At 60.6% G+C, this 26134-nt stretch carries 24 protein-coding genes; all 24 read left to right on the top strand.

The features are described from left to right. Nucleotides 1-1956: a conjugative transfer system coupling protein TraD gene (gene traD, locus K5880_RS10330; RefSeq protein WP_297651395.1), complete on the top strand. Its 1956-nt coding sequence runs from the start codon at nucleotides 1-3 to the stop codon at nucleotides 1954-1956. Then, nucleotides 1953-2570, top strand: coding sequence for a hypothetical protein (locus K5880_RS10325; protein ID WP_297651393.1), 618 nt, complete (start codon nucleotides 1953-1955; stop codon nucleotides 2568-2570). Before traD ends, K5880_RS10325 begins: the two co-directional genes overlap by 4 nt. A gap of 15 nt (nucleotides 2571-2585) precedes the next feature. Beyond that, entirely contained in the window at nucleotides 2586-3224 is a 639-nt protein-coding gene (locus K5880_RS10320; protein WP_297651391.1) for a DUF4400 domain-containing protein, read from the top strand. A gap of 81 nt (nucleotides 3225-3305) precedes the next feature. Next, nucleotides 3306-4298, top strand: a complete 993-nt coding sequence (locus tag K5880_RS10315) for an ATPase, T2SS/T4P/T4SS family (protein ID WP_297651390.1) — start codon at nucleotides 3306-3308, stop codon at nucleotides 4296-4298. A 59-nt stretch (nucleotides 4299-4357) separates the two neighbouring features. Then, nucleotides 4358-4747, top strand: a complete 390-nt coding sequence (locus K5880_RS10310) for a TrbC/VirB2 family protein (protein WP_297651389.1) — start codon at nucleotides 4358-4360, stop codon at nucleotides 4745-4747. A 3-nt stretch (nucleotides 4748-4750) separates the two neighbouring features. Beyond that, complete coding sequence (locus K5880_RS10305) at nucleotides 4751-5056, top strand: VirB3 family type IV secretion system protein (RefSeq protein WP_297651388.1); 306 nt, start codon at nucleotides 4751-4753, stop codon at nucleotides 5054-5056. Nucleotides 5057-5112: 56 nt separating this feature from the next. Next, nucleotides 5113-7653: a type IV secretion system protein VirB4 gene (locus K5880_RS10300; RefSeq protein ID WP_297651387.1), complete on the top strand. Its 2541-nt coding sequence runs from the start codon at nucleotides 5113-5115 to the stop codon at nucleotides 7651-7653. Beyond that, a complete protein-coding gene (locus K5880_RS10295; protein WP_297651386.1) occupies nucleotides 7640-8419 on the top strand; it encodes a hypothetical protein in 780 nt (259 codons plus the stop codon). Before K5880_RS10300 ends, K5880_RS10295 begins: the two co-directional genes overlap by 14 nt. A gap of 23 nt (nucleotides 8420-8442) precedes the next feature. After that, the gene (locus tag K5880_RS10290; RefSeq protein ID WP_297651385.1) at nucleotides 8443-9849 is read left to right on the top strand and encodes a type IV secretion system protein; all 1407 of its coding nucleotides are present in this window, start codon (nucleotides 8443-8445) and stop codon (nucleotides 9847-9849) included. 76 nt (nucleotides 9850-9925) lie between these two features. Further along, on the top strand, nucleotides 9926-11917 hold the full coding sequence (locus K5880_RS10285) for an AAA family ATPase (protein WP_297651384.1): 1992 nt from the start codon (nucleotides 9926-9928) through the stop codon (nucleotides 11915-11917). Next, nucleotides 11917-12519 carry a lytic transglycosylase domain-containing protein gene (locus K5880_RS10280; RefSeq protein ID WP_297651383.1) on the top strand — a complete coding sequence of 201 codons (603 nt, stop codon included), beginning with the start codon at nucleotides 11917-11919 and terminating at the stop codon, nucleotides 12517-12519. Before K5880_RS10285 ends, K5880_RS10280 begins: the two co-directional genes overlap by 1 nt. A gap of 5 nt (nucleotides 12520-12524) precedes the next feature. Beyond that, nucleotides 12525-13016 (top strand): hypothetical protein, encoded by a 492-nt coding sequence (locus tag K5880_RS10275; RefSeq protein WP_297651382.1) that lies wholly within the window; start codon nucleotides 12525-12527, stop codon nucleotides 13014-13016. Between the two features lie 214 nt (nucleotides 13017-13230). Then, nucleotides 13231-14007 carry a type IV secretion system protein gene (locus K5880_RS10270; protein WP_297651381.1) on the top strand — a complete coding sequence of 259 codons (777 nt, stop codon included), beginning with the start codon at nucleotides 13231-13233 and terminating at the stop codon, nucleotides 14005-14007. Further along, complete coding sequence (locus K5880_RS10265; protein WP_297651380.1) at nucleotides 14007-14903, top strand: TrbG/VirB9 family P-type conjugative transfer protein; 897 nt, start codon at nucleotides 14007-14009, stop codon at nucleotides 14901-14903. Before K5880_RS10270 ends, K5880_RS10265 begins: the two co-directional genes overlap by 1 nt. 1 nt (nucleotide 14904) lies before the next feature. After that, nucleotides 14905-16203: a TrbI/VirB10 family protein gene (locus K5880_RS10260; RefSeq protein WP_297651379.1), complete on the top strand. Its 1299-nt coding sequence runs from the start codon at nucleotides 14905-14907 to the stop codon at nucleotides 16201-16203. Nucleotides 16204-16217: 14 nt separating this feature from the next. After that, nucleotides 16218-17882: a TcpQ domain-containing protein gene (locus K5880_RS10255; RefSeq protein WP_297651377.1), complete on the top strand. Its 1665-nt coding sequence runs from the start codon at nucleotides 16218-16220 to the stop codon at nucleotides 17880-17882. Nucleotides 17883-17898: 16 nt separating this feature from the next. Further along, nucleotides 17899-18291 carry a TcpQ domain-containing protein gene (locus K5880_RS10250; RefSeq protein WP_297651375.1) on the top strand — a complete coding sequence of 131 codons (393 nt, stop codon included), beginning with the start codon at nucleotides 17899-17901 and terminating at the stop codon, nucleotides 18289-18291. Beyond that, nucleotides 18291-19970, top strand: a complete 1680-nt coding sequence (locus K5880_RS10245) for a PilN family type IVB pilus formation outer membrane protein (RefSeq protein ID WP_297651373.1) — start codon at nucleotides 18291-18293, stop codon at nucleotides 19968-19970. Before K5880_RS10250 ends, K5880_RS10245 begins: the two co-directional genes overlap by 1 nt. Next, nucleotides 19970-21262, top strand: a complete 1293-nt coding sequence (gene pilO2, locus K5880_RS10240; protein ID WP_297651371.1) for a type 4b pilus protein PilO2 — start codon at nucleotides 19970-19972, stop codon at nucleotides 21260-21262. Before K5880_RS10245 ends, pilO2 begins: the two co-directional genes overlap by 1 nt. Next, a complete protein-coding gene (locus K5880_RS10235) occupies nucleotides 21249-21908 on the top strand; it encodes a hypothetical protein (protein WP_297651369.1) in 660 nt (219 codons plus the stop codon). The genes pilO2 and K5880_RS10235 overlap by 14 nt, the downstream gene beginning before the upstream one ends. A gap of 31 nt (nucleotides 21909-21939) precedes the next feature. Next, a complete protein-coding gene (locus K5880_RS10230) occupies nucleotides 21940-23439 on the top strand; it encodes an ATPase, T2SS/T4P/T4SS family (RefSeq protein WP_297651368.1) in 1500 nt (499 codons plus the stop codon). 2 nt (nucleotides 23440-23441) lie between these two features. Beyond that, nucleotides 23442-24521, top strand: coding sequence for a type II secretion system F family protein (locus K5880_RS10225; RefSeq protein WP_297651366.1), 1080 nt, complete (start codon nucleotides 23442-23444; stop codon nucleotides 24519-24521). Between the two features lie 53 nt (nucleotides 24522-24574). Beyond that, nucleotides 24575-25114 carry a type 4 pilus major pilin gene (locus K5880_RS10220; RefSeq protein WP_297651364.1) on the top strand — a complete coding sequence of 180 codons (540 nt, stop codon included), beginning with the start codon at nucleotides 24575-24577 and terminating at the stop codon, nucleotides 25112-25114. A gap of 41 nt (nucleotides 25115-25155) precedes the next feature. Next, nucleotides 25156-26133, top strand: a complete 978-nt coding sequence (locus K5880_RS10215; protein WP_297651363.1) for an ATPase, T2SS/T4P/T4SS family — start codon at nucleotides 25156-25158, stop codon at nucleotides 26131-26133. The last annotated feature ends 1 nt before the right edge of the window (nucleotide 26134 follow it).

The raw sequence follows: 26134 nt of genomic DNA, 5'->3' as shown, positions 1-26134 counted from the left end.
ATGGCTGAAAAGAAGCGGTTCGAACAACTCCTACGCCCTGTCTATGAGGCGCGCGCCGCAATCGTGTGGGGCGTGGCCAGCCTCTGGATGATCGGCGTTGCCTTCGCCCTTGACGCGCCTAAGCCAGCCTTGGCTGCCTGCGCGCTGCTCGCGCTGAGCATGACTGGTATGCGTTTCCTCGCGGCCAACAAGCTGCTCAAGTACAAGATGTCTCTGCTCGGCCAGCCCACCGTGGTCATGCCAGCATCCAGACTGCAGAAGTCCATGCACAAGCTGGGCAGCAATCTGTGGCTTGGCTGGGGTTATCGCTGGGAACCGCGGCATACCCAGCGCGCGTACGAGATCATGAAGCGCGACCTCGTGGACGTCTACCCACCCCCCTGGTGGCTCAAGTGGCGTGGAGACAAGCGCGATCCGCTCAAGTCCAAAGGACTGCCTTGGATCCACGGCCTTGACATGGGCGAGAAGGATGTGGTGCTGCCCTTCGACTCGCTCAAGGGGCATTGCGCCATCATCGCGACGACGGGCGCCATCAAGACGCGCTTGGCCGCGCTGGTGATCTTCCAGCTTGCTATGCGCGGCGATTGCGTGATCGTGATCGACCCCAAGGGTGACAAGGACCTTCGCGAGATTTGTCGCCAGGCTGCAATCCTGTCAGGCAAGCCCGAGCGATTCCTGATGCTGCACCCGGCGTTCGCCAGCGAGTCGGTGCGCCTTGACCTCATCAAGAACTGGGACCGCGTTTCCCAGGTGGCCTCGCGCATCACGATGGTGCTGGACAGCCAAGAGAGCGACAACTTCAAAGAGTTTTGCTGGATGGCCGTGCACCGGATCACCAACGCAATGAAGTACGTTGGTCGCCGGGTTTCCATCTACACGCTCAAGACCGCCATGGAGTCCCGCACCGCGGTGGAAGCGCTCACGACCCAAGCGCTCAAGAAGTTCTTCGAAGACGAGTGCCCGGACTTGCATGAAGCGCTGGAGAAGCAGATCAACGCACTTGCCTCTGCCGGGGGAAAGCCCCAGAAGGGCGGAGTCGAAACCTCCTCGCCTGAACTGGCGGCCATGATCAAGGTGTTCCAGGAGATGGTGCCTGAGAACGAAGAGGAGGCGCGTCTGCGGGGCCTGCCGATCAAGCCGGAAGAACTGCGAGGGCTCATCGCCATTCTTGAAGCCAACCGCGAGTGGTTCGGCAAGATGATCGTCTCCATCACCCCGATGCTCACGAAGCTCACGACTGACGACTTAAAGGGTTTGCTCTCGCCCGATTACGACGACATCAACGACACGCGCCCCATCATGGACGGCAAGCGCATTGTCGAGGGTAACCACATCCTCTATATCGGCACGGACACACTGGCCGACGAGTCGGTGGGCAGGGCCATTTCGACGATGGCGCTCGCGGAACTTTCGGCGGTGGCGGCAGAGATCTACAACCATGGGACGGCTGCCGACACCGGGGAGGAGCCGCGCCGCGTGCACGTGGTCATTGACGAATGGGGCGACGCAGTCTGCGCGCCCGTCATCCAGCAGGCCAACAAGGGACGCGGCGCTGGCTTCTTCATCTGGGCGCTCGGGCAGACGTTCAGCGACCTGGTCGACAAGTTTCAGGGAAACACGGCGCGCGCCAAGCGCTTCATCGGCAACATGAACAACATGATTGTCGGCGCCACCCAGGATCCGGACACGATGGCCCTGATCACGGAGAAACTGGGCGAGACAACCATCACCGTCCGTGGTCAATCGACAGGTATTGGCTCGAAGACAGAGGACGTTGGGCTGGAATTCTCGGCAAACTCAAGCACGTCGATCTCGGAGAAGGACAAGGAGATCTTCCCGCGCTCGTTGCTGCCCAGCCTGCAGGATTTGCACTACATCGGGTTTTTCAACCGCGGCGAGCTCGTCAAGGGCCGGATTCCGGTGATCGTCGAAGACAAGAGATATCGAAAGACATGACCACGATCGTCACGCTGAACGCCGCGCGTGCACGGATTGCTCCCAAAGACCTGAGAACCGCTTCGGTGGTGTACTGGCCGGTGAGCGAACTGCATGAAGCCGACGAGGACGAATGGATCAAGACCGCCGTTCGCGATACCCCGCATGAGTCGTTTGCCGAAGTCATCTGGGCGCATCACCCCAACTTGAAGGAAGCGACGCGCAAGCTCGCTGAGTACATCGGCCCGCACTGGCCCGACAAGGCGGGCGGCTCTCTGCTGGCGCTGTGTATTGCCGAAGCGCTGCGGCGCTCGCACGCCTCGGTGAGCAATGGCGAAGCCTTCCTCGGCCGAATCGTCGGGGTCTACCTTTTCGGGTTGACCGAGCATGCCGCAGACGTTGCGCGTCTGACCATTTCGGGCACTGATCTGAGTGGCGTCACGCACCGCTGGACGCCCTTTGCTGAGCCACTGGGCGCCTGGGCGAAACGCTTGTGCATCGACACGGTTTGCGCTGAGTTCACAAGCCCCGCCCCCAGCGAAGGGACCATCGCGGGCGTTCGCACCCACATGGTCACGCGTCTGGCAAACCCCACTGATACCGGTCACCTCTTGCGACACGCGGCCAACGGCTGAAGTTGCGCGCATCCGATGAAAAACTCCCAGCATCTCGGCTTCTGGTTCTTGCTCGCGATCCTCGGCTTCTTGCTATCCCCCTTGCTTCGCTCGGGCGATAGCATGGAGCGCTTTGTCATCGGCGAGATCCAGCAGACGCGTGCGGCGATGGGATCGCGCGCTTCCGACATGGTGGTGGGGTTTGCCAACTCGATCTTTGAAGGTACGCCGCTTGCAGTCGTCGCCGGCGCGGCCAAGACCGCAAAGCTCACGAAGGCTGAGCGCCAACTGAGCGCGAGGGTTGCAGGACCGGGTGGCGCAATCATGGGCAGCATGTTCAACAGCTACATGCAAGGCTTGGTGCTTCAGTCCTACATCGTGGCCATGCGACTGGCCATCGTGCTCATCTGGCTGGTGTTTCTCTCGCCAATGTTCATCGCCTCGGTCTACGACGGGCTGATGCAGCGAAACGTGAAGATGAGCGAGTTCGGCGCTTTGCGCCCTGCCACATTCACGTTGGCGGGCATGGTGGTCATCCCCGTTGTGGCGCTGCCCGTGCTCTACCTGGTGCTTCCATTCAGCCTTTCGCCCTTGCTCGCACCGGCATGGGCCGCGCTGGTGGCGCTGCCACTGTCAATCCTGGTTTCCAACTCGCAGCCGATCTTCGGAAGGTGATCGCGAAAACCTCGGTCTACGCCCCTTTCCGGGGTCGTTGGCCGGGGCAGCAAGGGGCCTCCCCGCGTCAAGAATTCCTGCATGAGAACAGGAATTGCCCCTGGTGCCGAAGTACCAAGCTCTCGTGGCGGCTACAAGCACAGCGTTCTGACCCAGATCAAGGACACGCTGCACCCGCTTCGCAAGTACTTCGAGGACGAGGAAGTCAACGAGATCATGGTCAACGGCCCAGATGACGTGTTCATCTCGCGCCGAGGCAAGGAGCACCGCGTGCCAGTTCAGCTGAGCGCGGGCACGATCAAGACCGCAATCACGCTTATCGCCTCTCTGGTCGCAAAGGAAGTCGGCGAGAAGTCGAACAACCGCATCCTGTCGGCTCCGCTTCCGGGATTTCGGGTTGAGGCGATCCTGCCGCCGGTTGCAGTCAAAGGCCCATCGATGTGTATTCGCCGCCATGCTGCGCGCGTCTTCACGATCGAAGAATACATCGCGTCAGGAACGATCTCTGAGCGCTACGCGACCCTACTCGCAGACGCGATCGCTGCCCGCCAGACCTTCCTGGTCGTGGGCGGAACCGCTTCTGGCAAGACCACGCTGCTCAACACAGCGCTTTCGATGATGCCGGCCGACGAACGACTGTTCGTCATCGAGAACGTGCATGAGCTGCAGATCACCAGCGAGAACCACGTGCTCATCGAGTGCGACGACGAGCAAGGTGTGACCCCTCGCAAGGCCGTTCGCACAGCCATGCGCTATGCCCCTAAGCGCGTGGTGCTGGGCGAGTTGCGCGGTCCGGAAGCCTATGACTGGCTGGATGCTGCCAATACGGGCCACCCCGGTTCAGCCGCGACGATTCACGCCAACAGCGCACCAAAGGCGCTGCCACGCCTTGAGAACCTGCTGCTGATGGCAAACATGGGCGTGCCCTACGACCCGCTGCGCACAGCCATCGCTGAAACCCTCGACTGGATGTTTTTCATCTATCGGGACGGGCCCAAGCGCACCGTCTCGCAAGTCAGTCGCCTGCACGGTTTCAACCGGGCCGCCGGCGAGTACGACGTTGAGAACTTCTAAGCCCGAGTAACCAAGTTTTCACCAACCCCCCCCACTTTTTCACCCTGGAGAGACCTTCGATGAACTTCGCTCATTCCGTCCAACTGTTTTCTTCGCCGTTCACTGAGCGCCGCGCCTCCCCCGCCCAATTGCCGATTCTGATCGCTGTTGTGGCGCTTCTCGCTGCCATCCTCCTGCCCGGGCAAGCCTTCGCCCAATCGACCATCTCCGTTCCCTTCATTCAGGACTTCGGCTGCAGTGTCGTAGCGTGGCTCAAGGGCCCGTTGGCCATCGTGGTGTTCGTCATCAGCGTCGTGGTGACGCTGGTCTTTGGGATGATCTCCAAGATGGATTGGGGCAAGATCATCACGGTCTGCATCATCTTCGGTGTGCTGATCGGCCTGGGCTCCATCCTCTCGAGCAACGGCTACATCAACAACATCGCCGGCATGTCGGCTTGCCTGCAGTAAGCCGTGGCATCTCGCTCCAGCCCGTTTCACATTTCCCTTCATCGCCCCAAGCTGATCATGGGGGTGGAGAAGGGCAGCTTCGCAGGGATCGTCTTCCTCGCAGTCTTTGCCCTGGTGGCCAAGATGTATTGGGCCTTCCCGGTCGTTGGCGTCATCTACTTGATCGCACGTTGGGTGACCAAGAAGGATGACCAGTTCGTGGCGATCCTTCTGCGCTACCTGAACGAGGAACACGTCTACGACGCAACGCCGCGCGCAAGCGACGTCAACAGTCGGCCGCGGGGCTGGGGCAAGGGCCTGCCCCGCTGATTTCGCGCGCGGCTCTGCCCGCGCGCTTTCGCATTTCACTGATACCAACGCTCGCCATGCTCGACTTCGACGACCTCTTCACCAAACCCCGCAAAGCAGCAAGGAGCTTCTCCGAGTTGTTGCCGTGGTTTGGCCAAGTCACGCCCAGCCTCGTCCTCTGCCAGGACGGCTCTTTGCTGGCTGGCTTCTCCTTCACCGGCGAAGACGTCGAGGGCAAAGAGAACTTCGAGGTCGACCAGCGCATCAACCAGCTGCAGACGGCCCTGCGCTCCCTCGGTGATCGTGTGACACTTTGGAGCATTCAGGAGCGCCGCTTCACCGAAGGTTACCCATTCGGCGAGTTCAGCAGCCCTGTCGCGCGTTTGATCGATGAGCAGTGGGGGGCCGCCTGCAAGGTGCGCCGCAACGCTGTCATCACGCAGCGGCTGTACCTGAGCTACAACTTTCCCAACAAGTCCGAGCGCTTCTTCGAAGCCCTTAGCGCTGAGATCCAGGAGGCAGACGGCAACTTCTTCAAGGCGACCAGCAGCCTGATCAAGCGCCGACTATCTGAGAAGGGCGCTGTCGCCCAGGTGCGGGGCCAGCTCGCCGAGATGGCTGCCGAGTTCGAAAAGGTCATAGCTTCCTTCGCCGGCGTGGTGGAAACCAACCTTGGCTTCCGTCGTATGGAGGGGGCTGACTTCCTGGGCGAGCTGTACGCACGCGCCAACCTTGCCTCACCGCGTGGTCCGGTGAAGATCCCTGAGGGGACGCCTTACCTGAACACCACGCTTGCGACCGACATGATCGAGCGCAAGAACGACCAGCTGGAGTTCAAGGGCCCGACCAAGTCGACCTACGTGGCTGCATTGACCACCACGGGAACGCCGCGCGAGGCCCATTGCCTTGACGTTGACCGTCTGATGGCAGCTGACTGCGAATACGTGCTGGTGCAGTGCTTCCGTTTCCTGGACCGGATGGTGGCCGAGTCGGCGATCCAGAAGGCCGAGATGTTTTACCGCTCCGAGGTGAAGTCGGTGGTCACGCGCGTCTTCGAACGCTTGTTCGACACCGAGAGTGAGAAGGTGAATACCGGCAACCTCCACCTGGCCCAGGACGCTCAGGATGCGCTGGTCGAGTTGACCACTGAGGACCTGACGTACGGCTACTACAACATGACGGTGCTGGCCCTGGGCGATACCCAACGCCAGGCGGATGCAGCCGCAGACGTTCTGGCTGGCAGCCTGCGCAGCAGCGGATTCACCATAGTGCGTGAGCGACAAGGCCTGATGTCTGCCTACCTGACGAGTCTGCCGGGAAATGCCAACGCGACGTTGCGCTGGAAACTGGCATCGACGGCCAACATCGCGGACCTCGCACCCATTCGGACGATCTCCCGCGGCGAGGATCACCATCCGCTGTTCTCGCGCGTGCTCGGCCATGACGTGCCGCCGCTTTGCCGCTTCTTGACCCCCTACGGTGTCACCTACGACTTCAACCCGCACGAGGGGGATCTGGGCCACACGGCAATCATCGGCGGTTCGGGCTCTGGCAAGACATCCCTGATGACGCTGCTCATCGCCCAGTTTCAGAAGTACAACCCAGGCCAGACCTTCATCTTTGACAAGGACTACAGCCTGATGATGGGCTCAGTCCTGATGGGTGGGAAGCACATCGACTCGGGTCCCAAGGGCAAGGACCGTGGGATGAATCCAGTCAAGGTCATGATGCAGAACAACGACGACATGCGTCTGCGTCAATGGGTCGAAGTGCTGATCACCGCCGGCGGTAGTGAGGTGAGCCCCACAGAAAGCGCAACGATCTTCACCGCCATTCAAGGCCTACGCCGCAGCCCGGAGTCTGCCTGGCGGCTGTCTGCCATCTACGCGCTCATTGCTGGCGAGAACATGGACTTGGCCGCCAAGCTCGCTCCCTACGTAGACCGATCGGACGAAGAGGACGACTACGGCGCTGGGCCCTACGCCGCCTACTTCGACAACGACGTAGACAACTTCAAGTTGACCCGCATGGTCTGCATGGAGTGCGGCGGCATTTTGGAGACTCCCCAGCTGGCCAGCCCGTTCATGGACTACGCCTTCTATTGCATTGAGCGCAGCCTCAACGGGACAACGCCCACGCTCATCTATGTGGAAGAGGCGTGGTACATGCTTTCAAACCCAGTTTTCGCTCAGAAGATGGAAGACTGGCTCCGTACGTTCCGCAAGAAGCGTGCGTTCGTGATGTTCGCCACGCAGGCCTTGGATGAGATCGCGCGACTGCCAAACATTGGCAGCTTTGTGACCAACATTCCCTGCCAGATCTTCCTTCCGGCCGTAAAGTCATCCGTGCATGAGCAAGCCGAGTTGTTTCGCTCGGTCTTCGGTACCACAGACGCTCAGATGGATTTGCTCGCCGGAGCGATTCCCAAGCGTGACTATCTGCTGGTGCGCCCCACAGTGACACGCCTTGTGAATACGCAGATGCCGGCGGCCGTTCTAGCGATCAACGAGGCGACCACGCAAGAAGCTAAACGCGCATCGCTAGCGGAGTACGCCGCTGCGGGCCAAGGGAATTGGGAAATGAAGTTCTTGAGAGAGGTGCTACATGTTCAAAGCTAAGCAACTGGTAGTGAAGGTCGGCTTCGTCGCAACTTCGTTCTGCGCGGCCAACGCAATGGCCGGCGCCGTCGCGGGCGGCGCGTCAGAGTGGACACAGATCGCGAACAATTTCCAGCTTATCCAGGTGGCCATGGACAGTGCCGCCTCGGCGTCGGCCGAGGCGAGCCAATACGCGCTACAGATTCAACAGTTCCGCACGCAGATCAACAACCTGGAGAAGCTCGGGCAATTGCCTTCAAACATCGTCGCCAATCAAAGCGCCTTGGAGGGACTGCGGGCATACACCTCCGCGCTAGGCCAGTTGCAAGGTTCGTTGGGCGAGCAAAAGTCGCTGATGGAGAAGCGCTTTACCGAAGCGAAGCTCACCGGAGCGAGCTGGGACGAGTACATGGCCGCGGTGCGAAAAGATGCGAGCAACAAGAACAAGCGGGCGATCAACCGACTTGAATATGAGGCATCAGTCCTGGACCAAGTTCAGAAGGATTACGCAGAGGTTCGGCAATACGAGCCTCTTGTGAAGGAATCCATTGGTGCCCAACAGTCGATGCAGCTGATGAATCAACAGATGAACCGGCTGTTGGTGCAGAACGCTCGCCTGACCGAAGTAATGGTCGCGACGATGCAAGAGCAAACACGCAGCCAGACTGAGAAGGCCGTCAGCGCCGAGCGTTCGGCAATCGAAAGCCAGGAGCGCTTCAATCAGGAGCGTGCCATTGAGGCTCGTCGTAAGGCTGTAGCTGATGCGCTGCGCCAGTCCACGAAGTAACTCCCTAGAAAGTCAGTCGAATCATGCGCGACCACTCCAATCACTTGTTCGCATTCTGGGTAGGCCTCCTCGCTGAGAAGGTTGTGGAGTGGTTCGCTGACAAACGGCGTCGGCTGAGCCGTCCGCGCAATCTCATCATTCTCTTCATCGTCATTGCAGGCATCGCCAGCGCAGTCGTGAACGCGGCGCCAGATTCAACAGGTTCGTCACCCGCAGCGGCGACGGCGACATCCGGGTACGCGGTCAGCCCAGATGAAATTGTGGGCAAAGTGTCGGAGGCGATTGGCGGCGCACTGAAGACCTTGGAGAATGGTCCGCTGAATGGGATGGGCCGCACTATCAGCGGCTTCTTTCTGATCGCTCTCATGGTCTGGACGGCCGTGAAAACGATGGCGGGCGGGAAAGGATTTGGCGAACTGATTGGTGAGTGGGTGCCGATCTGGGTTTCGTTCGCGTTCGTCTACGCGTTCTTGGACAAGTCAGCGGGCAATGCCATCGTGAGCACGATGGACTCCATTGGAACTGCCCTTGGTGGCGGGTCGATGGCAGACCTCAAGAGCGCGCTTGGAACTGTTGCCACGCCAATCTTCTCGGCGATCTCGGAGGTCTTCGCGATGCCGAGTACCGCTGAGGCCAGCCTGATGGATCCCGGTTCGTGGGCTCCGGCGCTCGCGTCGACTTTGGTCAGTGCGCTCGGGAAGCTCCTGACCGGTTTCTTGCTGGTCCTTGCGGCCGTTGTAGGCATGGGGACAGTGCTGATGTCCTTCATCTCGCTAGCCCTGGTGCTGGCGTTGGCGCCGGTAATGGTGCCCTTCGTGATGTTCCGTCCGATGTCGTGGGTCTTCGATTCGTGGCTGCGCTTTCTCCTGGGAGCCTGCATGATGAAGATCGTGCTGGCATTCCTCCTGACGGCGGTCGCGGGAATTCTCGTAGGCGTGAGCCAGCTGGGACAACAGATGGCCACGGAGATGGCGGGAGCAACGAATACTCAGAAGCTGGTGCAGGACTTTCTTATGCACGCAACCATGGCCATCCTTGCGTTGCTGGGCTCGCTCCTGCTCACACAGGTGCCCAGCATTGCCACCGGCTTGCTTGCGGGGAGCGCTGGCGGCTCGGGCTTCGGGGGCATGAAAGGAATTACCCAGTCGCCAACTGGGAGGATTGCGGACCGAGGTACGAGCAATGTGGCGGAGGCAGGTGGTCAGGCAGGTAGTGCTGCCGTCAGGGGTGGCTCCTACGTGGGCGGTAGGGCAGCGGGTACGGCCGTCCGCAAGATGGAGTTTGCCGCAGGCGCCGCAGCGGGCCGGTCGCAGGGCAATGCGCGTCGCCAAGCGGACGTGGGAGATCGGTCTGGGAACCGCGCTTCAGGATACATGGCAGGGCATGCGAAGGCGGTTCGAGGTTTCGTCGGGCCCCTGGGCAAAGCTTGACTCCGACTAGATTCAGCCCTCAGGGCCGCTTGAACTTCTTCAATCGGGTGCTAGCCTGATTGCAAGGAGAAACCCCATGTCGCTCAGGAACGCACTCACCCCCTTTGTCCATCTGCCGATGATGCTTGTCTGGGTCGTATTGATCCTGCATTCGGCGTTGGCGTGGCTGAATGGCTGGGACCTGGACTTCCCCTTGGCCGCTGTTCGAGCCAATGCCCTGGGCGACAAGGGAGGCTTTGAACTGCTATGGGCCGGAATCATCGCTGCGGCGACCGTGTTCTTCACCGCACTTCACCTCGTCTGCGCTGCGGTTCTGCGGCGGAACTGGTTTGTGGAGACGGCTGCCTATATCTGGATCGTCAATCTCGTGGCGGGAACAATCGCGTACGGGATGTGGCTCGTCGGCGCAAGTACCGGCATGGGTGGCCACGTGTTCTTTGGTGCAACGCTGGCGTTCAGCGGCGCGATGCTGGCATGGCTCCGCTTCGGCAACATGCAAGCGGCCGAGCGCGAGCGAGCGGTGCACGGTGCGGGAAATTCTGGCGACGGGGCAGAACCAGTTCAGGTTGCGCGCTCTGTTCTTCCCAGTCAGACCTTCAAGAGCATCTACGGCAACACCGAGATCAAGGCGCGGCTCAAGGACGCCGCCGAAGCCATCGTGGCCCGACGTGATGGCCAGAAGACTGCCCGCAACGGCATCCTTCTTTCTGGCGAACCGGGCAACGGCAAGACCGTCTTTGCTGAAGCGCTGGCCGGCGAGTTGCGCTTGCCTTTCCTCCAGCTGTCTTACGCCGATGTGGCGAGCCAGTGGGTGGGCGAGAAGACCTCCCGTATCAACCAGGCGTTCGCTGATGCGCGCCGTCAGCAGCCGTGCGTGCTGTTCATTGATGAGGTCGACAGTTTCCTGGAGTCGCGTGATGGCGGGGGCCAGGGCGTCAAGGAGGACCGCGATGTGGTCAACGCCCTGCTGACCCTGATGGTCGACATCCGCAAAGAGAAAGTCATCCTTGTGGCTGCGACCAACCATATCGATCGCCTGGACGGCGCAGGCATTCGCGAAGGCCGCTTCGACTTCAAGGTGGAGATCACGCCTCCCGACAGTGAAGCGCGTATCGGTCTGCTCAAGCATGGCCTCAAAACCAACCTGCCCAATGCAGTGGTGGCTGACTCGGTCGTGGACTCCGTTGCTCGCCGCTGGAATGGCTTCTCTGTCAAGCGCATCTTGGCGGTCACCGAAGAACTGCCGTCCTATCTGGACCGCATGGGTAAGAAGCAGCCCACGTTCGAGGACTTCATGGGGGCACTACGCACCCTGCAAGGCCGAAAGGGAACGACTCTGGAGAATGTGAAGCCGCTGAACGAGCTGGTGCTTTCGTCGACCACCCGAGAGATGCTCGACCTGGTCGCTGGTCGCATGTCCGACCCCGAACACACCGAAGCCCACGGCGGCACACTGCCTACTGGGGTGCTGTTCTATGGCCCGCCGGGCACCGGTAAGACGGCAACCGTCAAGGCGCTTGCCAAAGAGATCGATTGGGCCTTCCTGCCGGCTACTGGCGCTGACCTCGCGCGCAACCCCAAAGAGTTGGAGAAGTTGTACGCCAAGGCAAAGGAGTTGCGCCCCTGCATCATCTTCGTGGATGAGGCCGACGAACTGCTGAAGAACCGCGACTTCTCGACCAGCACCGAAGCCACCAACAAGCTGCTCACTCTCATGGATGGCGTTGGCGATCGGGTCAGGGACGTTGTGTGGGTTGCCGCGACGAACAACCCCGAGCAGATTGACGCCGCCCTGCTGCGTGGTGGCCGATTCACGGAGAAGGTTCGCTTCGAGCGCCCGAGCGCAGAGGGCCTGGGTCGCTATCTGGAAGCATGGTTCATCGCTCGCAAGGTCAAGCTCGACGATGGTCTCACCATTGCCTCGGTGGGTAAGTTGCTCGACGGTGAGAGCATCGCCAACGCCGAGGCAGTAGCTCAAGCCGCACTTAACCGCGCTATCTCCCGGCGCACTACCCCCGTCGTAGTCACACAGGCGGACGTCGATCAAGCCGTTCAAATGGTCCTTTGATGAGAGCTCGCATCGCATCCCTCGCTTCCCTGTGCTGGCTGGCTGCTGGCAGCGCGTTCGCCCAGACCGAGGGGGAAACGGCCACACTGGGTGCCATGCCACTGACAGCGGAGACGCGGTGCGTCGTGACGGCAGCAGAGCGGCATTCCGTGAACCCATGGGTGCTCAAAGCCATCTTGAAAGTGGAAAGCAACTTCAAGCCCGGTGCGGTCAATCGCAACCCGAACGGCTCTGTCGACATAGGGATGGCGCAGATCAATTCGATCCACCTCAAAGAGTTGAGGAAGTATGGGATCAGTGACAAGGACCTGCTCGATCCCTGCGTTTCCACGTACGTTGCGGCTTGGCACCTGGCCAAGCAGTACCGGGCCCATGGAAACACCTGGTTTGCGGTCGGTGCATATCACTCGGCCACTCCCTGCTTCAACAACCGCTATGCGGGTTTGGTTTGGAACACGCTCGTTGATTGGAAGGTCATCGATTCGGCAAAGCGAAAGCTAAAGTCACTTGAGGCGTGTGGCTTCAAGAGCCAGCCGACCGGTCCATCGAGTGTGCGCGTCGCCAAGTCCAGCACAAGCAGTCTCATCGCCTTTGATGAGTAGACACGATGAACAAGACAGATTCAGTTCAGGTCGGCTCGAGTCAGTCCACCCCGATTGACCAGGTGCTGCAGCAATTCATCGCCTTGGGCGAGGTGGACCGGGCGCGCGTGATGGCAGTGCTTGATGCAATGCGCGGCAAACCATCAACTGCGCATTCCGTTGAGGCCGAGGGAGACAGGGAAATTCATGGTGATGAGGTCCAGGAGTCAGAGGTTGAAGGCGTCATGCGATGGTATGAAGGCCTCGATACTGGAATCAGCCCGTACGATCGGGTGCAGATGATTGATGCGGCGCTTGAGGAAGTCGCTGAACAGGCCTCTGTGGCCTACCTCCAGGAGAAACGCCGCACGATCATGGACGATGCGCCTGCCGTGTCTGTTCGTGTGGCGGTGACCCGAATAGCAAGCGAACAGCCTTGGTTGATGGTAGGAGGCGTCGTAGGGGTCATCCTGGGCGGCACCGCCATGATCCGATGGGGCCTGGGCTTGGTCTTCTGAAGTCCGTGTCCACAATGGAAGCCAGCGCGAGTCGCTGGCTTTTTTTTGCCTACTGCGGGAGTGTAGGCATCGAGCCCCCGCGCACGAGCGATGCCAGCTTGAGCCTCCGAGGGTCGAGCGCATCTGAAACCCGGTCTACGCATGGATATGGGGTCGTTGTCTGACCTCGAATTTTGCGCTTCCTACCTAGCATTCACTGGGAAAGGTAGCGCACATGTCATTCTTCAATCGTTCAAAGCTCGGCAAGGGCTCATCCCTCATCGATCCGAGTGAGGAAAGGCCTAGCAAAGGCAAGAAGGCCGACCCGCTCGACGTCCTGACGAAGCAGTCCAACACGCCGGCTGCCGTCTACGAGAAGGGCGCAGCCAAGTTCGCCGAGGTCTACGGCTCGTCCAAGGTGGAGGCGGCGAGGTGGTTTCTCATGGCCATCCTGGCTTCGCTTCTGGCCATCACGGCGGTCGCCACTCTCGCCGTGGTGACCCCGCTCAAAGAAGTGCGTCCTTGGGTCGTCGAGATCAACCCGACGACGGGCATCGTAAACCGCCCCGTCCAGGTTGAGCGCATTGATCCCAACATGGCCGTCGTGAAGGCCGAACTCGCCCGCTGGGTCGAGGCGGTCTACACCATCGACCCGCTTCGATCCTCGCAACTGTTGAGATGGGCAAACAGCCGCGCTGCCGACAAGGCAGTTGGACAGTTCACTGAGTTTCGCGCACGCGAGCGGATTTTCGAACGCATACGCGGAGAGGCGGACATGGTCCGTGAGGTCAAGGTGACGGCGGTTGATGCATCGGTGCGCGGTACCGCCTTCATCTTCATCACGACGACCGAGCGCGTCGGCTCCGCGCCGCCCGCTGCCGACAAGATCCGGCGCTACCGCGTCACCCTCAACTACCGACTGACCCCGGCAACGCAGGAAGCAGACCTTCTGGCAAACCCGCTCGGGATCCTTGTCACCTTCTTCAGCGACGCCGAGGAGCGCGCCCTGTGATGCAGAACCATACCCCTGTCCGCAAAGCTTTTCGTCCTACCGCCATCGGGATGATTGCAGTCGCCGTCTCCGCGCTGTTCCTCCATGCGCCCGCGTCCGCGGAGCTGGTTGCCACGCCGCTGCGCGGCGATACGCGGCTGGTCGAGTTCCAGTTCGACCAGGACAACACGTTTCTGGTGCTTACCAAACCCCGCGCTGTGACCCACTTGCAGTTCGCCGCGGATGAGCAGATCACTTCGGTTGCAGCTGGAGACACAGCGAACTGGGAGATCACGCCGACGAAGAATCGCAAGAACCTGTTCATCAAGCCACGCTACGACGATCAAGAGACGTCGCTGACGGTGCTTACGGACAAGCGGCCCTATCAGTTCGTTCTCAAGTCAACCGGCGACGGCCGCAAGTGGTACCAGCGAATCTCCTGGATCTATCCCAAGGAGGTCGTTCTCGACTTTGATCCGGCGACTCCGAACGATGCGGCTCGTGTACTGGCAACGCAGATCGACGCCCGTGACGAGAGCCAATCGCAACCACGTGCAGATCGACAGGACTCGCGTGCGACTGATGGCCGCCTCGCAGGGGACTTGCCGGCTGGCATCAAGCCGGAGTCGATGCGGTTTGACTACAGCATCGAGGGCGATGCCAAGTTCCGCCCAGAGATCGTGTTCGACGACGGCAAGTTCACCTACTTCCGCATGCCCGCGGATCTGCAGGAACAGCCGGCCTTGTTCTCAGTGATCGAGGGCACCGATTACAGCCTGGTCAACTACACCGTGAGCGGCAACTACATCGTAGCGCAGCGCTTGCTGGACACCGCGGTTCTCAAGCTCGGCAAGCCAGAAGTGCGAGTCCATCGCGTACAGAAGCGCAACTGGCTTGGCCAGCCCGTGAAGGACTGACATGGGCCTGTCCAAAGATTCGCTCATTTCCCCAGAGGAGCCCAAGCCGGGCATACCGCTCAAGAAGTCGACACTGGCTGTGATCGTCGTCGCCGTCCTGGTGCTGGGCGTCGTCTCGTCGATGATGTTCAGTGGGGCGCCTTCACAGCCCACGGATCTCACTGCTCAGGTGAAAGAAGCGCCGGCCTCCCAAGTCCTGGGCCGGCCGCAGTCAATCGATGAGGAGATGAAGGCCGCACAGGAAACACCGTCGCCGGTGCCTGCATCGGTCCGTCGTCCAGACTCAACGGCCAGCCTTTACGAAAAGCCGCTATCCAAGCTGGAAGGGGAAAGCGTCACTCCTGTGGTCGCCCCCCGGCGGGAGTCCTCCGTCGACGAGGAGGGAGCACTGCGTGCCGCCGAGCGAGAAGCAGAGGTTCGACTGTCCAAGTCCGTCGTGGTCGACTTCGATGGTGGGCCAGGGTCCACCCTTGGTGCCGTGGCTGGTGCGCTTGGCACTACCCCCGCTGGTTCGGCCCTAGGGGCGGCGAATTCAGTCTTCGGCAGCTTGCCGCCGACAGGAACTAACAGCGCGCCGAGCGCAGGCATCGCGCCAACCCTCAACGCGGCACTGGACCAGCTTCGCGGAGCGGCTGCACAAAAGGTCAGTCGTACGAGTTGGGTCAAGGAGTACGCCGGCGACGTTGAGGACAAGCGCCAAGGCGGAAAGACGCTGCGAAGCTATCAGTCGCCGAGCAACCTTGTGCTGCACCAGGGCAAGGTCATCCCCGCCGTGCTGGGTCGCGCGATCAACTCAGACCTGCCAGGGCGACTCACTGCCTACACCACGCTCGACATTTACGACAGCCTGGGCAAAGGCCAACTTTTGATTCCTAAGGGGAGCGTACTCGATGGCCAGTACGACTCCGACGTCAAGGTCGGCCAGGCGCGGATCCTGTTCGCCTTTGAACGGCTGATCCTCCCAGACGGAACGAGTTTCGATTTGCCCCCAGCGCCTGGTTCTGACCTGCGGGGTGCCGCAGGCCTAGACGGTGACGTGAACAACCACTTTTTCAAGATGTTCGCCTCGAGCTTCTTCATTGCCGTACTGGCCGACCAGACGACCACACCCACCGGAACAAATATCGGTTCGCAAGGTGCGATCAAAGGCGCGGCTGGTGAGGTTCTTGTTGACGTGAGCAAGACGATCTTGGACCGCAACAAGGTCATCCCACCAACTATCACCGTCAAGCAGGGCGTTCGAATCAACGTCGAAGTAGTGAGCGACATGGTGTTTCCACGCGCGTATAGCCGTCGTTAACAGGTCTTCCAAACATGAAAACCACCTTCACCAAAACTGCCGCCGCCCTTGCAGTGGTTCTCCTCAGCGCGAACGCGGCTGTGGGCAGCACGTCACAACGGGTCGGAGCCTACGACTTCTCCTACGTGACTTCGGGGAGCCAGCGAGCTACCCCAGTACAGGTCTTCGATGATGGCAAGAGCACATATTTCCAGTTCCGCGCAGGCGAGGCCGTCCCGGCGATCTTTGCCCGTGCGGGCGGTGCCCTGCAGCTGCTCGTGCCGCAACACGAAGGGCCGTATATCAAGGTCCCTCAGGTCCATGGGCAGTTCACATTGCAACTGGGTCGCGCGCAAGCGATGGTGATTCACAGCGCGGGTACACGCCTTGATGCTCCATCCCTGCGGCAAATTGACACAAACGGCATGAGCAATGCGTTCACGGGTGGCACGGTTCGCCCGGGTGAACGCCTGGTCGCCTCGCTCGCGCCCGTCGCGCCGTCTCTGATCGATGACGCACTCGAGCGAAACAGCTACGCAACGCCGGTCCGAGGCGATCGAATGGAATGGGTCGATCCTCAGGTGCGAACCACCGATCACACGATCTGGTTTCCCAAAGGCAGCTCCACACTGGGGCCCAAAGGGCGCAAGCTTATCGCCTCCATCGCAGCGAGCGCTCAAAAAGGTGCACGAGTCGAGGTTGTAGGGCGTGACGATGAAACCCTCAAGGAGGGCCTTGATCAAGCGCGAGCGAATGCCATGCGCGATGCGTTGGTCAAGGCGGGGGTGCCGCTTGACTCGATCGCCACGAAAGTGGGTGTGGCTGGCAAGCAAGACAAGAGTCTCTGGGAATCCAACGTACGAGTGGAAGTGGAGGTTTCTCGCGCGCCTTCGCGGCCCACGAACGGACAGCCGGGAGCGGGAACGGCCCAAGAGAACGTGCAGGCGTTGGTCCGATCAGGCGTGCTGACGCTTGCTCAAGGCAACGCAATTCTGCATCGACAAGGCGCGAGTGGGACACCCAGCGCGGCAGCGTCAGCGCACCAGGAAGTCCCTCCTGGCGGCTTTCGCATGATTGCTTCCGACAAGACGGTCCAGGCCACGGTTCGTCGTTGGGCCGCAGCGACCAACCACACCATTGTTTGGGAAGTTCCCTCTGAGCTCGACGCGCAGGTTGGCGGCGACGCCGTCATCCCAGCCGCGTCGCTCAAGGAGGCGGTCGAGCGTCTCGTAGCCGGGCTTCGACAAGCGGGCTACGCGTTGGATGCGACTTTCTACAGCAACCGCGTAATCCGCTTCACGCCCGCTGCCGCCGCCCAGCAATCGCAGAAGGCTGCGCCGACGCCCTCCACTCCGAACACTGGACAAGGCGCTGGCAAGCGCCAAGACCCGGCTGCGCAAGAAATCTCTGCCCAACCTGCGACTACGGGGGTGTTTGGGGGTGATGAGCAGGGGCGCAAGTGGTCGATGAGGACCGACGATCGGAGCGTTGAACAAATGCTCAGTCGCTGGGGCCAAGGGGCCAACTGGTCGGTTGTGTGGAATGCGAAGGACTCGGTGCCGATTGGAGGCGATGCGCTGGTGGAACAGCCCTCATTCCTGACTGCGGCCGACTACGTGATGGCCCAGGCCGTGAACGCCGGCTATCGATTGAAGGCAGTGGCCTACGCAAACAACACGCTGGTGGTCAGCAGCTATTGAGAACTGAGGAAAGAACATGAACGCAAAACATACCGTCGCCGTGCTGGCGCTTCTCGCCGCGTCGGCGCAAGCCCAGGTGGTCCGCATCGTCCAGGAAGAGTTTCCGGTGCATGCCGCGCCGAGCGCACTCCCCATCAAGCCGATGCCCAAGGCAGAACCGATCGTCGAACGCTCGCTGTCCATCAAGGCCGGCGATCTCATCTCGCACCGGATAGTCGACTGGGCAATGCGCAACGGATATGCCGTGACCTGGGAAGCTGATGAATACCGCAGCGAAGCCGACCTGGTGCTTGCTGACGACTTCGACAAGGCCTTGAACGTGTTCCTGGGGTCCATGCGTCTGAACAGGGTTCGCCTGGAAGCGGAAATTTACGCCAACAACGCCGTTCGCATCTTCGAGGTGAAGTGATGTCCGTGTTCAACAAGACTATCGTTTGTGCAGCCGCGGCTGCTGTTCTTGCAGGGTGCTCGACCACCACGATGCAACCCGTGGTTGAAACTGTCGACGCCTCTACCGCGAAAGCTGAGGTATCGATGCAGCAGATCCGCAGCAATACGCCTGTGACGCGGGCTGCAGACAGTGCCGTGCGCCGCGTTGACCGCGTGTGGATCCCGGTGAGCAAAGTTCCGGTTGCCAAGGACGCCAAGGCAGACGCAATGCTGAACCGGTCGCTGGCGGTCAATCGCCGTTTCGTCGGGCTGGTGGACGCGGCAAGCTACCTCACGCAGATCACGGGCATTGTGACCAGCGTGTCGGCGGCTGCTCGCACAACCAGCGAAGCAGAGCAACTTGCTTCCCAATCCAATGCGACCGCGCAAAGTAGCGCCCCCGGCGGCGCCCCGTTGCCACCTCTGCCTGCGAGCACGCCCCAGGGACTGAACGCGTCCTCGGCCAGCTCCAACGCCCAGGCTACGCCGATTGTCTTCAGCGGCCCGGTGAGTGGGTTCCTTGATCTCATCGCTTCGAAGTACGGCGTGTTCTGGGAATGGGACGGCAAAGGCATTCAGTTCTTCAAGACCAAGGCTCGCACGTTCCGTCTGGCCGCATTGCCGGGTGACACCAGCTTGCAGGCGCGGGTGGGAACCCAATCCAATACAGCAACTGGCGTGGCCGGCAGCTCATCCAGCAGCTCAGGCGCAACGTCCGGCGGCTCTGCCAACAGCGAGATGCGTGCGGGCGTGGAGTTCAACGGCCTGAGCGTCTGGAAAGGCGTTGAAGCGAGCATCAAGGCAATGATCTCGGCAAACGGGCGCCTTGTCGTCACGCCGGCCACTGGCACCATCACCGTGGATGACACGCCGGTGGTATTGGAGCAGGTGGCGGCTTTCGTCGAGCAACAGAACGCAGCCTTGTCGCGCCAGGTTTCGATCAACGTCACGGTGCTCTCTGTCGAACTGACCGATTCGCAGAACTACGGGATCAACTGGGACGCGGTCTACAAGAGTGTCAACCGCGGGATTGGCCTGTCGCTGACTACCGCCGCTGATGTCCCGACAGGCGCCTCCTCGTTCGGTATGCAGGTACTTTCCTCCGGGAGTAACTGGAGTGGTACCGAGGCGATGGTGGATGCGTTGTCTAAACAGGGGCGCGTCTCCCAGGTCACGTCGGCTTCCCTGTTGACCATCAACAACCAGCCGGCACCTATCCAGGTGGGCCGCCAGACCGCCTATCTCGCTTCGAGCACGACCACCATCGGCACTGGGGGCGCGGGCAACACCACGACGCTGCAGCCAGGTCAAGTCACAACAGGCTTCAGCATGAACACGCTGCCCCACATCCTCGACGACAAGCGTCTCATGCTCCAGTTCAGCGGAGACATCTCGTCGTTGCTCGGCATCGACCAAGTGACTTCGGGTGGATCGTCGATCCAGACTCCAGAGATCGACACCCGCAACTTCCTGCAGCGCGCGATCCTGAACAGCGGTGAAACTCTCGTCGTCACTGGTTTCGAACAACTCGCAACCAATGGGGCCACTGCAGGCGTCGGCAAGGCTACCAACGTAGCGCTTGGTGGCTCAGTCAAGACCTCGACCAGCCGCACGATTCTCGTCGTGCTCATTCAACCCATCGTCGCGGGTGCCGTGTGATGGACCATGTGCAGGTCATTTCCCACGGCGGGCGTGACTTCGCGGTCGGCCTCCTCTGGCAACCCTTGAGCGCATCGAACGCTGGCGAACGGCAGACGGAGATCAAGGGTCTCGGCAAGGAACTGGACGTGAACCTTCATGTGTTGCCGCGCGAAGCGCAATGCGTGGGGTTCGTCAAGTCCGGCGGAGAGGTCAAAGCGGGCGTTGTCTCGATGGCTGCCGCGGTTTCCAGCCGTCTGGCAGAGGAATTCAACGCCAGAGACTTCATCTTCGTGACAGAGATCGATGCCGGTCGGTGGTACTACCTGGCTCAGAAGGATGGCGTCATCCTCTCGGACGGCGACCAGATTCTCAGCTCTGAGGATGCAGCCAAGTCCCAAATGTACGAGGACAGCAGTCTGGGCGACTGGTCGAACGTCATCGTGCCTTCGCATTGGGGTATCGCCGATTCCATCGAGTCGCCTGGTCTGGGTCAACTTCTGCCGCGCAAGAAGAAGGGCCCGGTTCCTGTCCAGAAGGACTGGCAACTGGCTCCAGTCAGCATCACCCCGCTGCAGATCCTTGCACAACATAGCAAGCCTCTCCTGGTGATCGGCATAGCCATGATCGGAGGCTACTTCGGTCTGCAGTACATCAAGAGCTACCAGCGCGAACAAGCTATCGCAGAGGCGCGTCGCGTAGCACAGCAGATGCAGGCGCAGCAAAAGGCGGAACTGCCTCGTCCACGGCCATGGGGCGAGATGCCCGCGCCTCTGACAGCGATGCAGGCTTGCCTCGATACCGTGGCACAGGTGCCCCTATTTCCCGGCAACTGGGATCTCTCGGGGATCACCTGCTCGGGCGGCGTGGTGATCGTCGCGTGGAAGCCGCGAGGCCTCGGCTGGATTGATCACCTGCGCCAAGTAGTGCCGCAGGCGGTCATCTCGGTCGACGGAAGCCTCGCCTCCGTAACGCGGCCTCTGCCGCCGCTGCCCAACGCAAGCGACGAAGACGTGGCTTCCGCGAACGAGCGCATCAGTGAGATGTACGCCCAGGCGCAGAGATATGGCGTGAAGTTCGCCGCCAAGCCACCCAGCATTGGTGCACCGGCGAGTCTGCCGGGCCAGGGTGGGGAGAAGAGCGAGCCCAAGCTTTGGGACGAAATGGGCTGGAAAGTCGACGGAGCAACGCTGCCCGACGTCGCTCTCCACGCACTCAATGGAAACGGCTTCCGCCTGCGCGCAATGTCGGCGCAGTGGAATGCAGGACAGCTTGTATGGACGATGGAAGGGTCTCAGTATGTTCGAAAGTAAGTTTTTCATGACGAAGTGCGTTGCTGGCGTTGCGGGCCTGGCGCTTGCATTCAGCGCTTCTGCGCAGAATCTTCCGAGCGGCGAGTCAGCGGCGCAAGCCGAGCAGGCAGTGCTCAACGCGGCACCCGCGCAAGTTACGCCAGCGCCAATGACGCCAGCGCAGGTGGCGCCCGCGGCTCCTGCTCTGGTTTCTGTCGCAGCGCATCCCAACGCCAGAATCAGCCCGTCTGCCGCAGCGATCGCGGTAATCAACGAACGCATGAGCGTGATGCAAGCGCAACTGCTTCAGCTTGAGCTGGAGGCGCGCATCGAGGCCAAGCGAGCCGAAATTCATGGAATGAAGAGCGCTGGCGCGCCCATCTTGGATGATGGGTTTGCACCGACCGTGCTCGAGATCGGAGGTATTGACGGCAACCTGACTGCCAGCCTCGTCGTGCCCGGTGGAAACGTCCAGATCGTCCGAGTTGGCGATGCCGTCAATGGATGGACTGTGCGCCATATATCCGTGAACGCCCTGACCCTGGCAAAGGGCAAGACGGTCAAGCGTCTGGCCTTCGGTAGCAGCCCGACGAGCTCAACGACTCCTGCCGAACCACGGCCCCAGTCTGCTGGGTTCGTATCCGCCACGCCCGCGCGCAATCCCTGATCCAGAGTTCAGAACTCGGAGCCTTCGCGATATGAAAGTCCTCACGGCAAGAGACGGTGACCTGCAGATTTCAGACGAGCTGCGTTCCCACATTGCCTACTTCGAAGACGGCCGTCTGCTTGTGTCCTTGTCCCATCGGTTCAATCCGCACGTTCGCGGGTTCATGGGGCGCCTCAAACACCTGGGCAGGCCCTATGAGGTGGTCATCTGCGATCTCGCGGCCATTGCCAAGGCCTACGAACAGGCGGGTACGACCGAGGAGCATTCGAACATGCAGGCGACAGCCAAGCAGTTGTTCGAACGTGCCGCAGAGAAGAGGGCTTCGGACATTCACATTCGCGTCAGCTCGCGCCAACGCACGCAGATCTTCTTTCGAATTCACAGCGAACTCACATTCATTGAGGAGCACACCTACGAGTACGGCGACCAGCTGTCCACGACGATCTTCCAGGCGATGGCCGATGTGTCTGACGCCACATTCGAGAAGCTGTCTCGCCAGGACGCACGAATTTCTGTGCGGTCGCGTCTGCCCGAGTGTCTCGACGGCATTCGTATTGCCACGTCACCTCAGGTAGATGGCTACATCGTGGTCTTGCGGCTGCTCTACAACGACACGTCCAATGACCTCGACCTTTCTCGCCTTGGCTACAGCCCCGCGCAGATCGATCGCATCGAAGTCCTCAAGAAGAAGCCCACCGGCGTCGTGCTCATCGGCGGTCCAACAGGTTCCGGCAAGTCGACGACGTTGCAGCGCATTCTCGGCGCGATCATCAGCTCATCCCAGGGCCGAAAACACGTCATCACGGTTGAAGACCCGCCCGAATACCCGATTCCCGGGGCTGTGCAGACCCCAGTGACCAACGCCGACTCAGAGGAAGACCGTTCCCGCGAGTATCAGAAGGCCATCAAGGCGGCAATGCGACTTGACCCGGACATCATGATGCTCTCCGAGATCCGAGATAACCCGACTGGACGCCTGGCTGTGCAAGCCGCGATGACGGGTCACCAGGTCTGGAGCACGGTGCACGCCAATAGCGCGCTGGCCATCGTGGATCGACTGGCCGACCTGGGCGTGAATCCAGCCCTCTTGACCGATCCCACCATCGTTTCCGGGCTGGTGTGCCAGCGCCTGGTCAAGGAGCTTTGTCCGCATTGCCGGCAGCCTTTGGCCAACCACTTGGACGATTTCGAACCGCGCACTCGGGAGCGGTTCCTGCGCGCATTGGATGTAGAGACGGCCTGCGTCCAGAACCCGGGTGGGTGCGAGCACTGCGGTGGCACTGGCACTGTGGGACGAACAGTCGTTGCGGAAACGATCGTTACGGACGAGAAGCTCATGGAACTTATCCGGAAGAACGACCGGGTTGCGGCCATCGACTACATCCGGAACGAGTTGCGTGTCGCTTCGATGCTCGAGCACGCGATTCAGAAGATCAACGCCGGCCTATTGGACCCACTGCAAGCGGAAGACGTTGTCGGCCCGCTTTCGGAAGGCCAAGAGATCGATTCACGCCTGTCGCTGGTGGCCTGAAGATGGATGAGCTTGAACTGAAATTCGCGAAGCTGATGTTTCGCACGAACGCCCAGTTGCGCCGGCGCTTGTATCTGAAACTGGCGAAACTCCTATCCAACGGCGTGCAGATCATCGAAGCGCTTGAGACGATGCGCGTGCGCAGGGTAGCACTCAAGAGCGCGAAGGACCCCCTTGCTCTCGCTTTGTCCGAGTGGCTTCGCAGAATGCGAAACGGCAGCCGCTTGTCGCAGGTCATGGCTGGATGGACGGGCGACGATGAGGCCATGCTGATCTCGGCTGGCGAGCAATCGGGCAATCTGGAAGAAGCGCTTGTGTCCACGGCTGATGTGATGGAAGCGAAGAAGAAGATCAAGAGCGCTGTCGTGGGCGGTCTTGCCTATCCAGGCTTCATGCTGTTGATCGCCTTTGCGGTGCTGATGCTATTCAGCTTCAAGATCATTCCGCAGTTCGCTGCCATCGTCCCCTACGAAAAGTGGCATGGCCTAGCGAAAACCATGATCGACTTCGCCAACTTCTCGCGTCAATGGATGGCGTTGATCGCGGGCGTACCCATCTTAGTGGGCATCGCATTCTGGATGAGCCTGCCCCGTTGGAAACAGGGGTTGCGCGTTCACTTCGATCGCTGGTTGCCTTACAGCATCTATCGAGTCTTGCATGGAAGTACCTGGATGATCAGCTTTGCCTCGCTCGTAAGTGCAGGGGTAAGGACTGAGGAGGCGCTTGAAAAGCTGCAAGAACGGGCATCGCCGTGGATGCGAGTGCGAATTCAAGCGTGTCTTCGAGGCATGCGATCGGGTCTAAACCCTGGTGATGCCCTGGCCAAGTCCGGATTCGGCTTTCCCGACGTTGAGATCATCGACGACCTGGGGGTCTATGCACGGCTGTCGGGGTTCGACGCAGCGCTCGCCATCCTCGGTAAGGAATGGATTTCGGAATCGGTCGAGCGCATTCAGACCCTGATGAATGCAGTCTTCGGCATCAGCATCCTCTTCGTCGGCCTATTCGTTGCAGGCATGGTCGGCGGCCTGATCGGTATGGAGTTGCAGATGACCCAAATCATGCAGAGCACTTATCGCTAACCAAACGCCTGAAGCACCTGACGTTTTTCACACTCACCAACGGAGCTCCCTATATGCAATCAGTTCGCAACATCAAGATGATCAAGAAGCAATACGGTGTCACGCTGCTGGAACTAATGGCTGGCCTGACCGTGATGGCGGTCGTCGTGGCTGGTGCGCTGTCTCTCTACCAAAGTGCGATGGCGTCCCAGAGGACCACGCAGCTGGCTCAGGATCTCGCCGCAATTCGCGCAGCCGCCAAACAGATCTGGCAGGGCCAGGGCAACTATGGCGCAAATGGCACCAGTCTCAACAACGTGTTGGTGTTCTCCAAGCGGGTTCCTACAACGATCCGCGTGGACACCAACACGAACCCCCCGACGCTGACGCATGTGGCCAACGGAACGATCAGCCTCACCTCGGCGGTCTCGGCGTTCGACGTGACGCTGACCAACATTGACGAGGAGTTGTGCGTACCGATGCTCACTGGTGCCCACGGCTGGCAGAGCGTTACCGTCGGCAGCGGCAGCGCGATCACGGTGTTTCCTGTAAATCCTCCGACGGCCGTGAACGTTTGCAGTGCCGGCACCACAGTGGTGTTTCGTGGCAACTGATTGACGTAGCGGCAACCTTAGACACGTATGGGAGTGGCGTAATGCTGGAAGAACTGGACTTCAAGGACATCTACCTGAGCTCGAACCAAGCTTGGCTTTCAGGAGTCCCTGGCACAAAGGACCCGGTTGTCGCTCCTGTGGCAGCGTCGGAGGAACTTGCCGAATTGCGCGCGCTTTGCGGCAAGCGAGGTCAGACCACCAAGAACGACGAGTTTGCAGTGCGAAGCAATGGAATCTCCTATCGGGTGTCCTACTTGAAGTCGGTCAACGAGGACATCTTCGTACTGCGCCGCATGCCTGCGAGCATTCCGACGCCCGAAGAACTCAGCATCCACCCTTCGTACGTCGAAATGCTGGTGAGAAAGGAACTGTCCGGCTTGGTGGTCTTCGCTGGGACGTTCGGACAAGGGAAGACCACCAGCGTCTCGGCAGTGGTGGTTGAGCGATTGAAGCGTCATGGTGGTGTGGCGATGACCATCGAAGATCCGCCAGAGATGCCGTTGGAAGGCACCCATGGTGAAGGCGTCTGCTTCCAAACCTGGGAAGAGCACGGTGACTTCGGTGAGGCATGCCGCAAAATGCTTCGCCGCTCGCCGAGCATCATCTTTATTGGCGAAGTGCGCGATCCAGAGACTGCGGCTGAGGCGCTGCGCGCGTCGGCAAATGGCCGGCTGGTGGTTTGCACCGTCCACGGTGAGTCGGTTCCCATGGCTGTCGAACGACTCTACTCGCTGGCGAATAGCGCCATTGGGAACCCCGACGACACCTCGAGCATGCTTGCCAACGGGCTTGCGGCGGTGATGCATCAGCGCCTGGAAGGCACTCCTCGCAAGCCGAAGCTTGAATTTCTTTGGCTGGCTGACCCGGACTCTCATGGGGTCCGTACTACCTTGCGTCAGCGCAAGTGGGAACAGATCGCCAACGAAGTACAGATGCAGCGCAACAGGCTGTTTGTTCAGCGCCGGCCCGCGTCGGCGACGGCGAGCGATACGGATGCTCGCATTGCACTGAGAGGCTGAA

The organism is Hydrogenophaga sp. (genome assembly GCF_025699295.1).
Classification (GTDB): domain Bacteria; phylum Pseudomonadota; class Gammaproteobacteria; order Burkholderiales; family Burkholderiaceae_C; genus Hydrogenophaga.
This window is presented reverse-complemented; position numbering and strand designations above follow the sequence as displayed.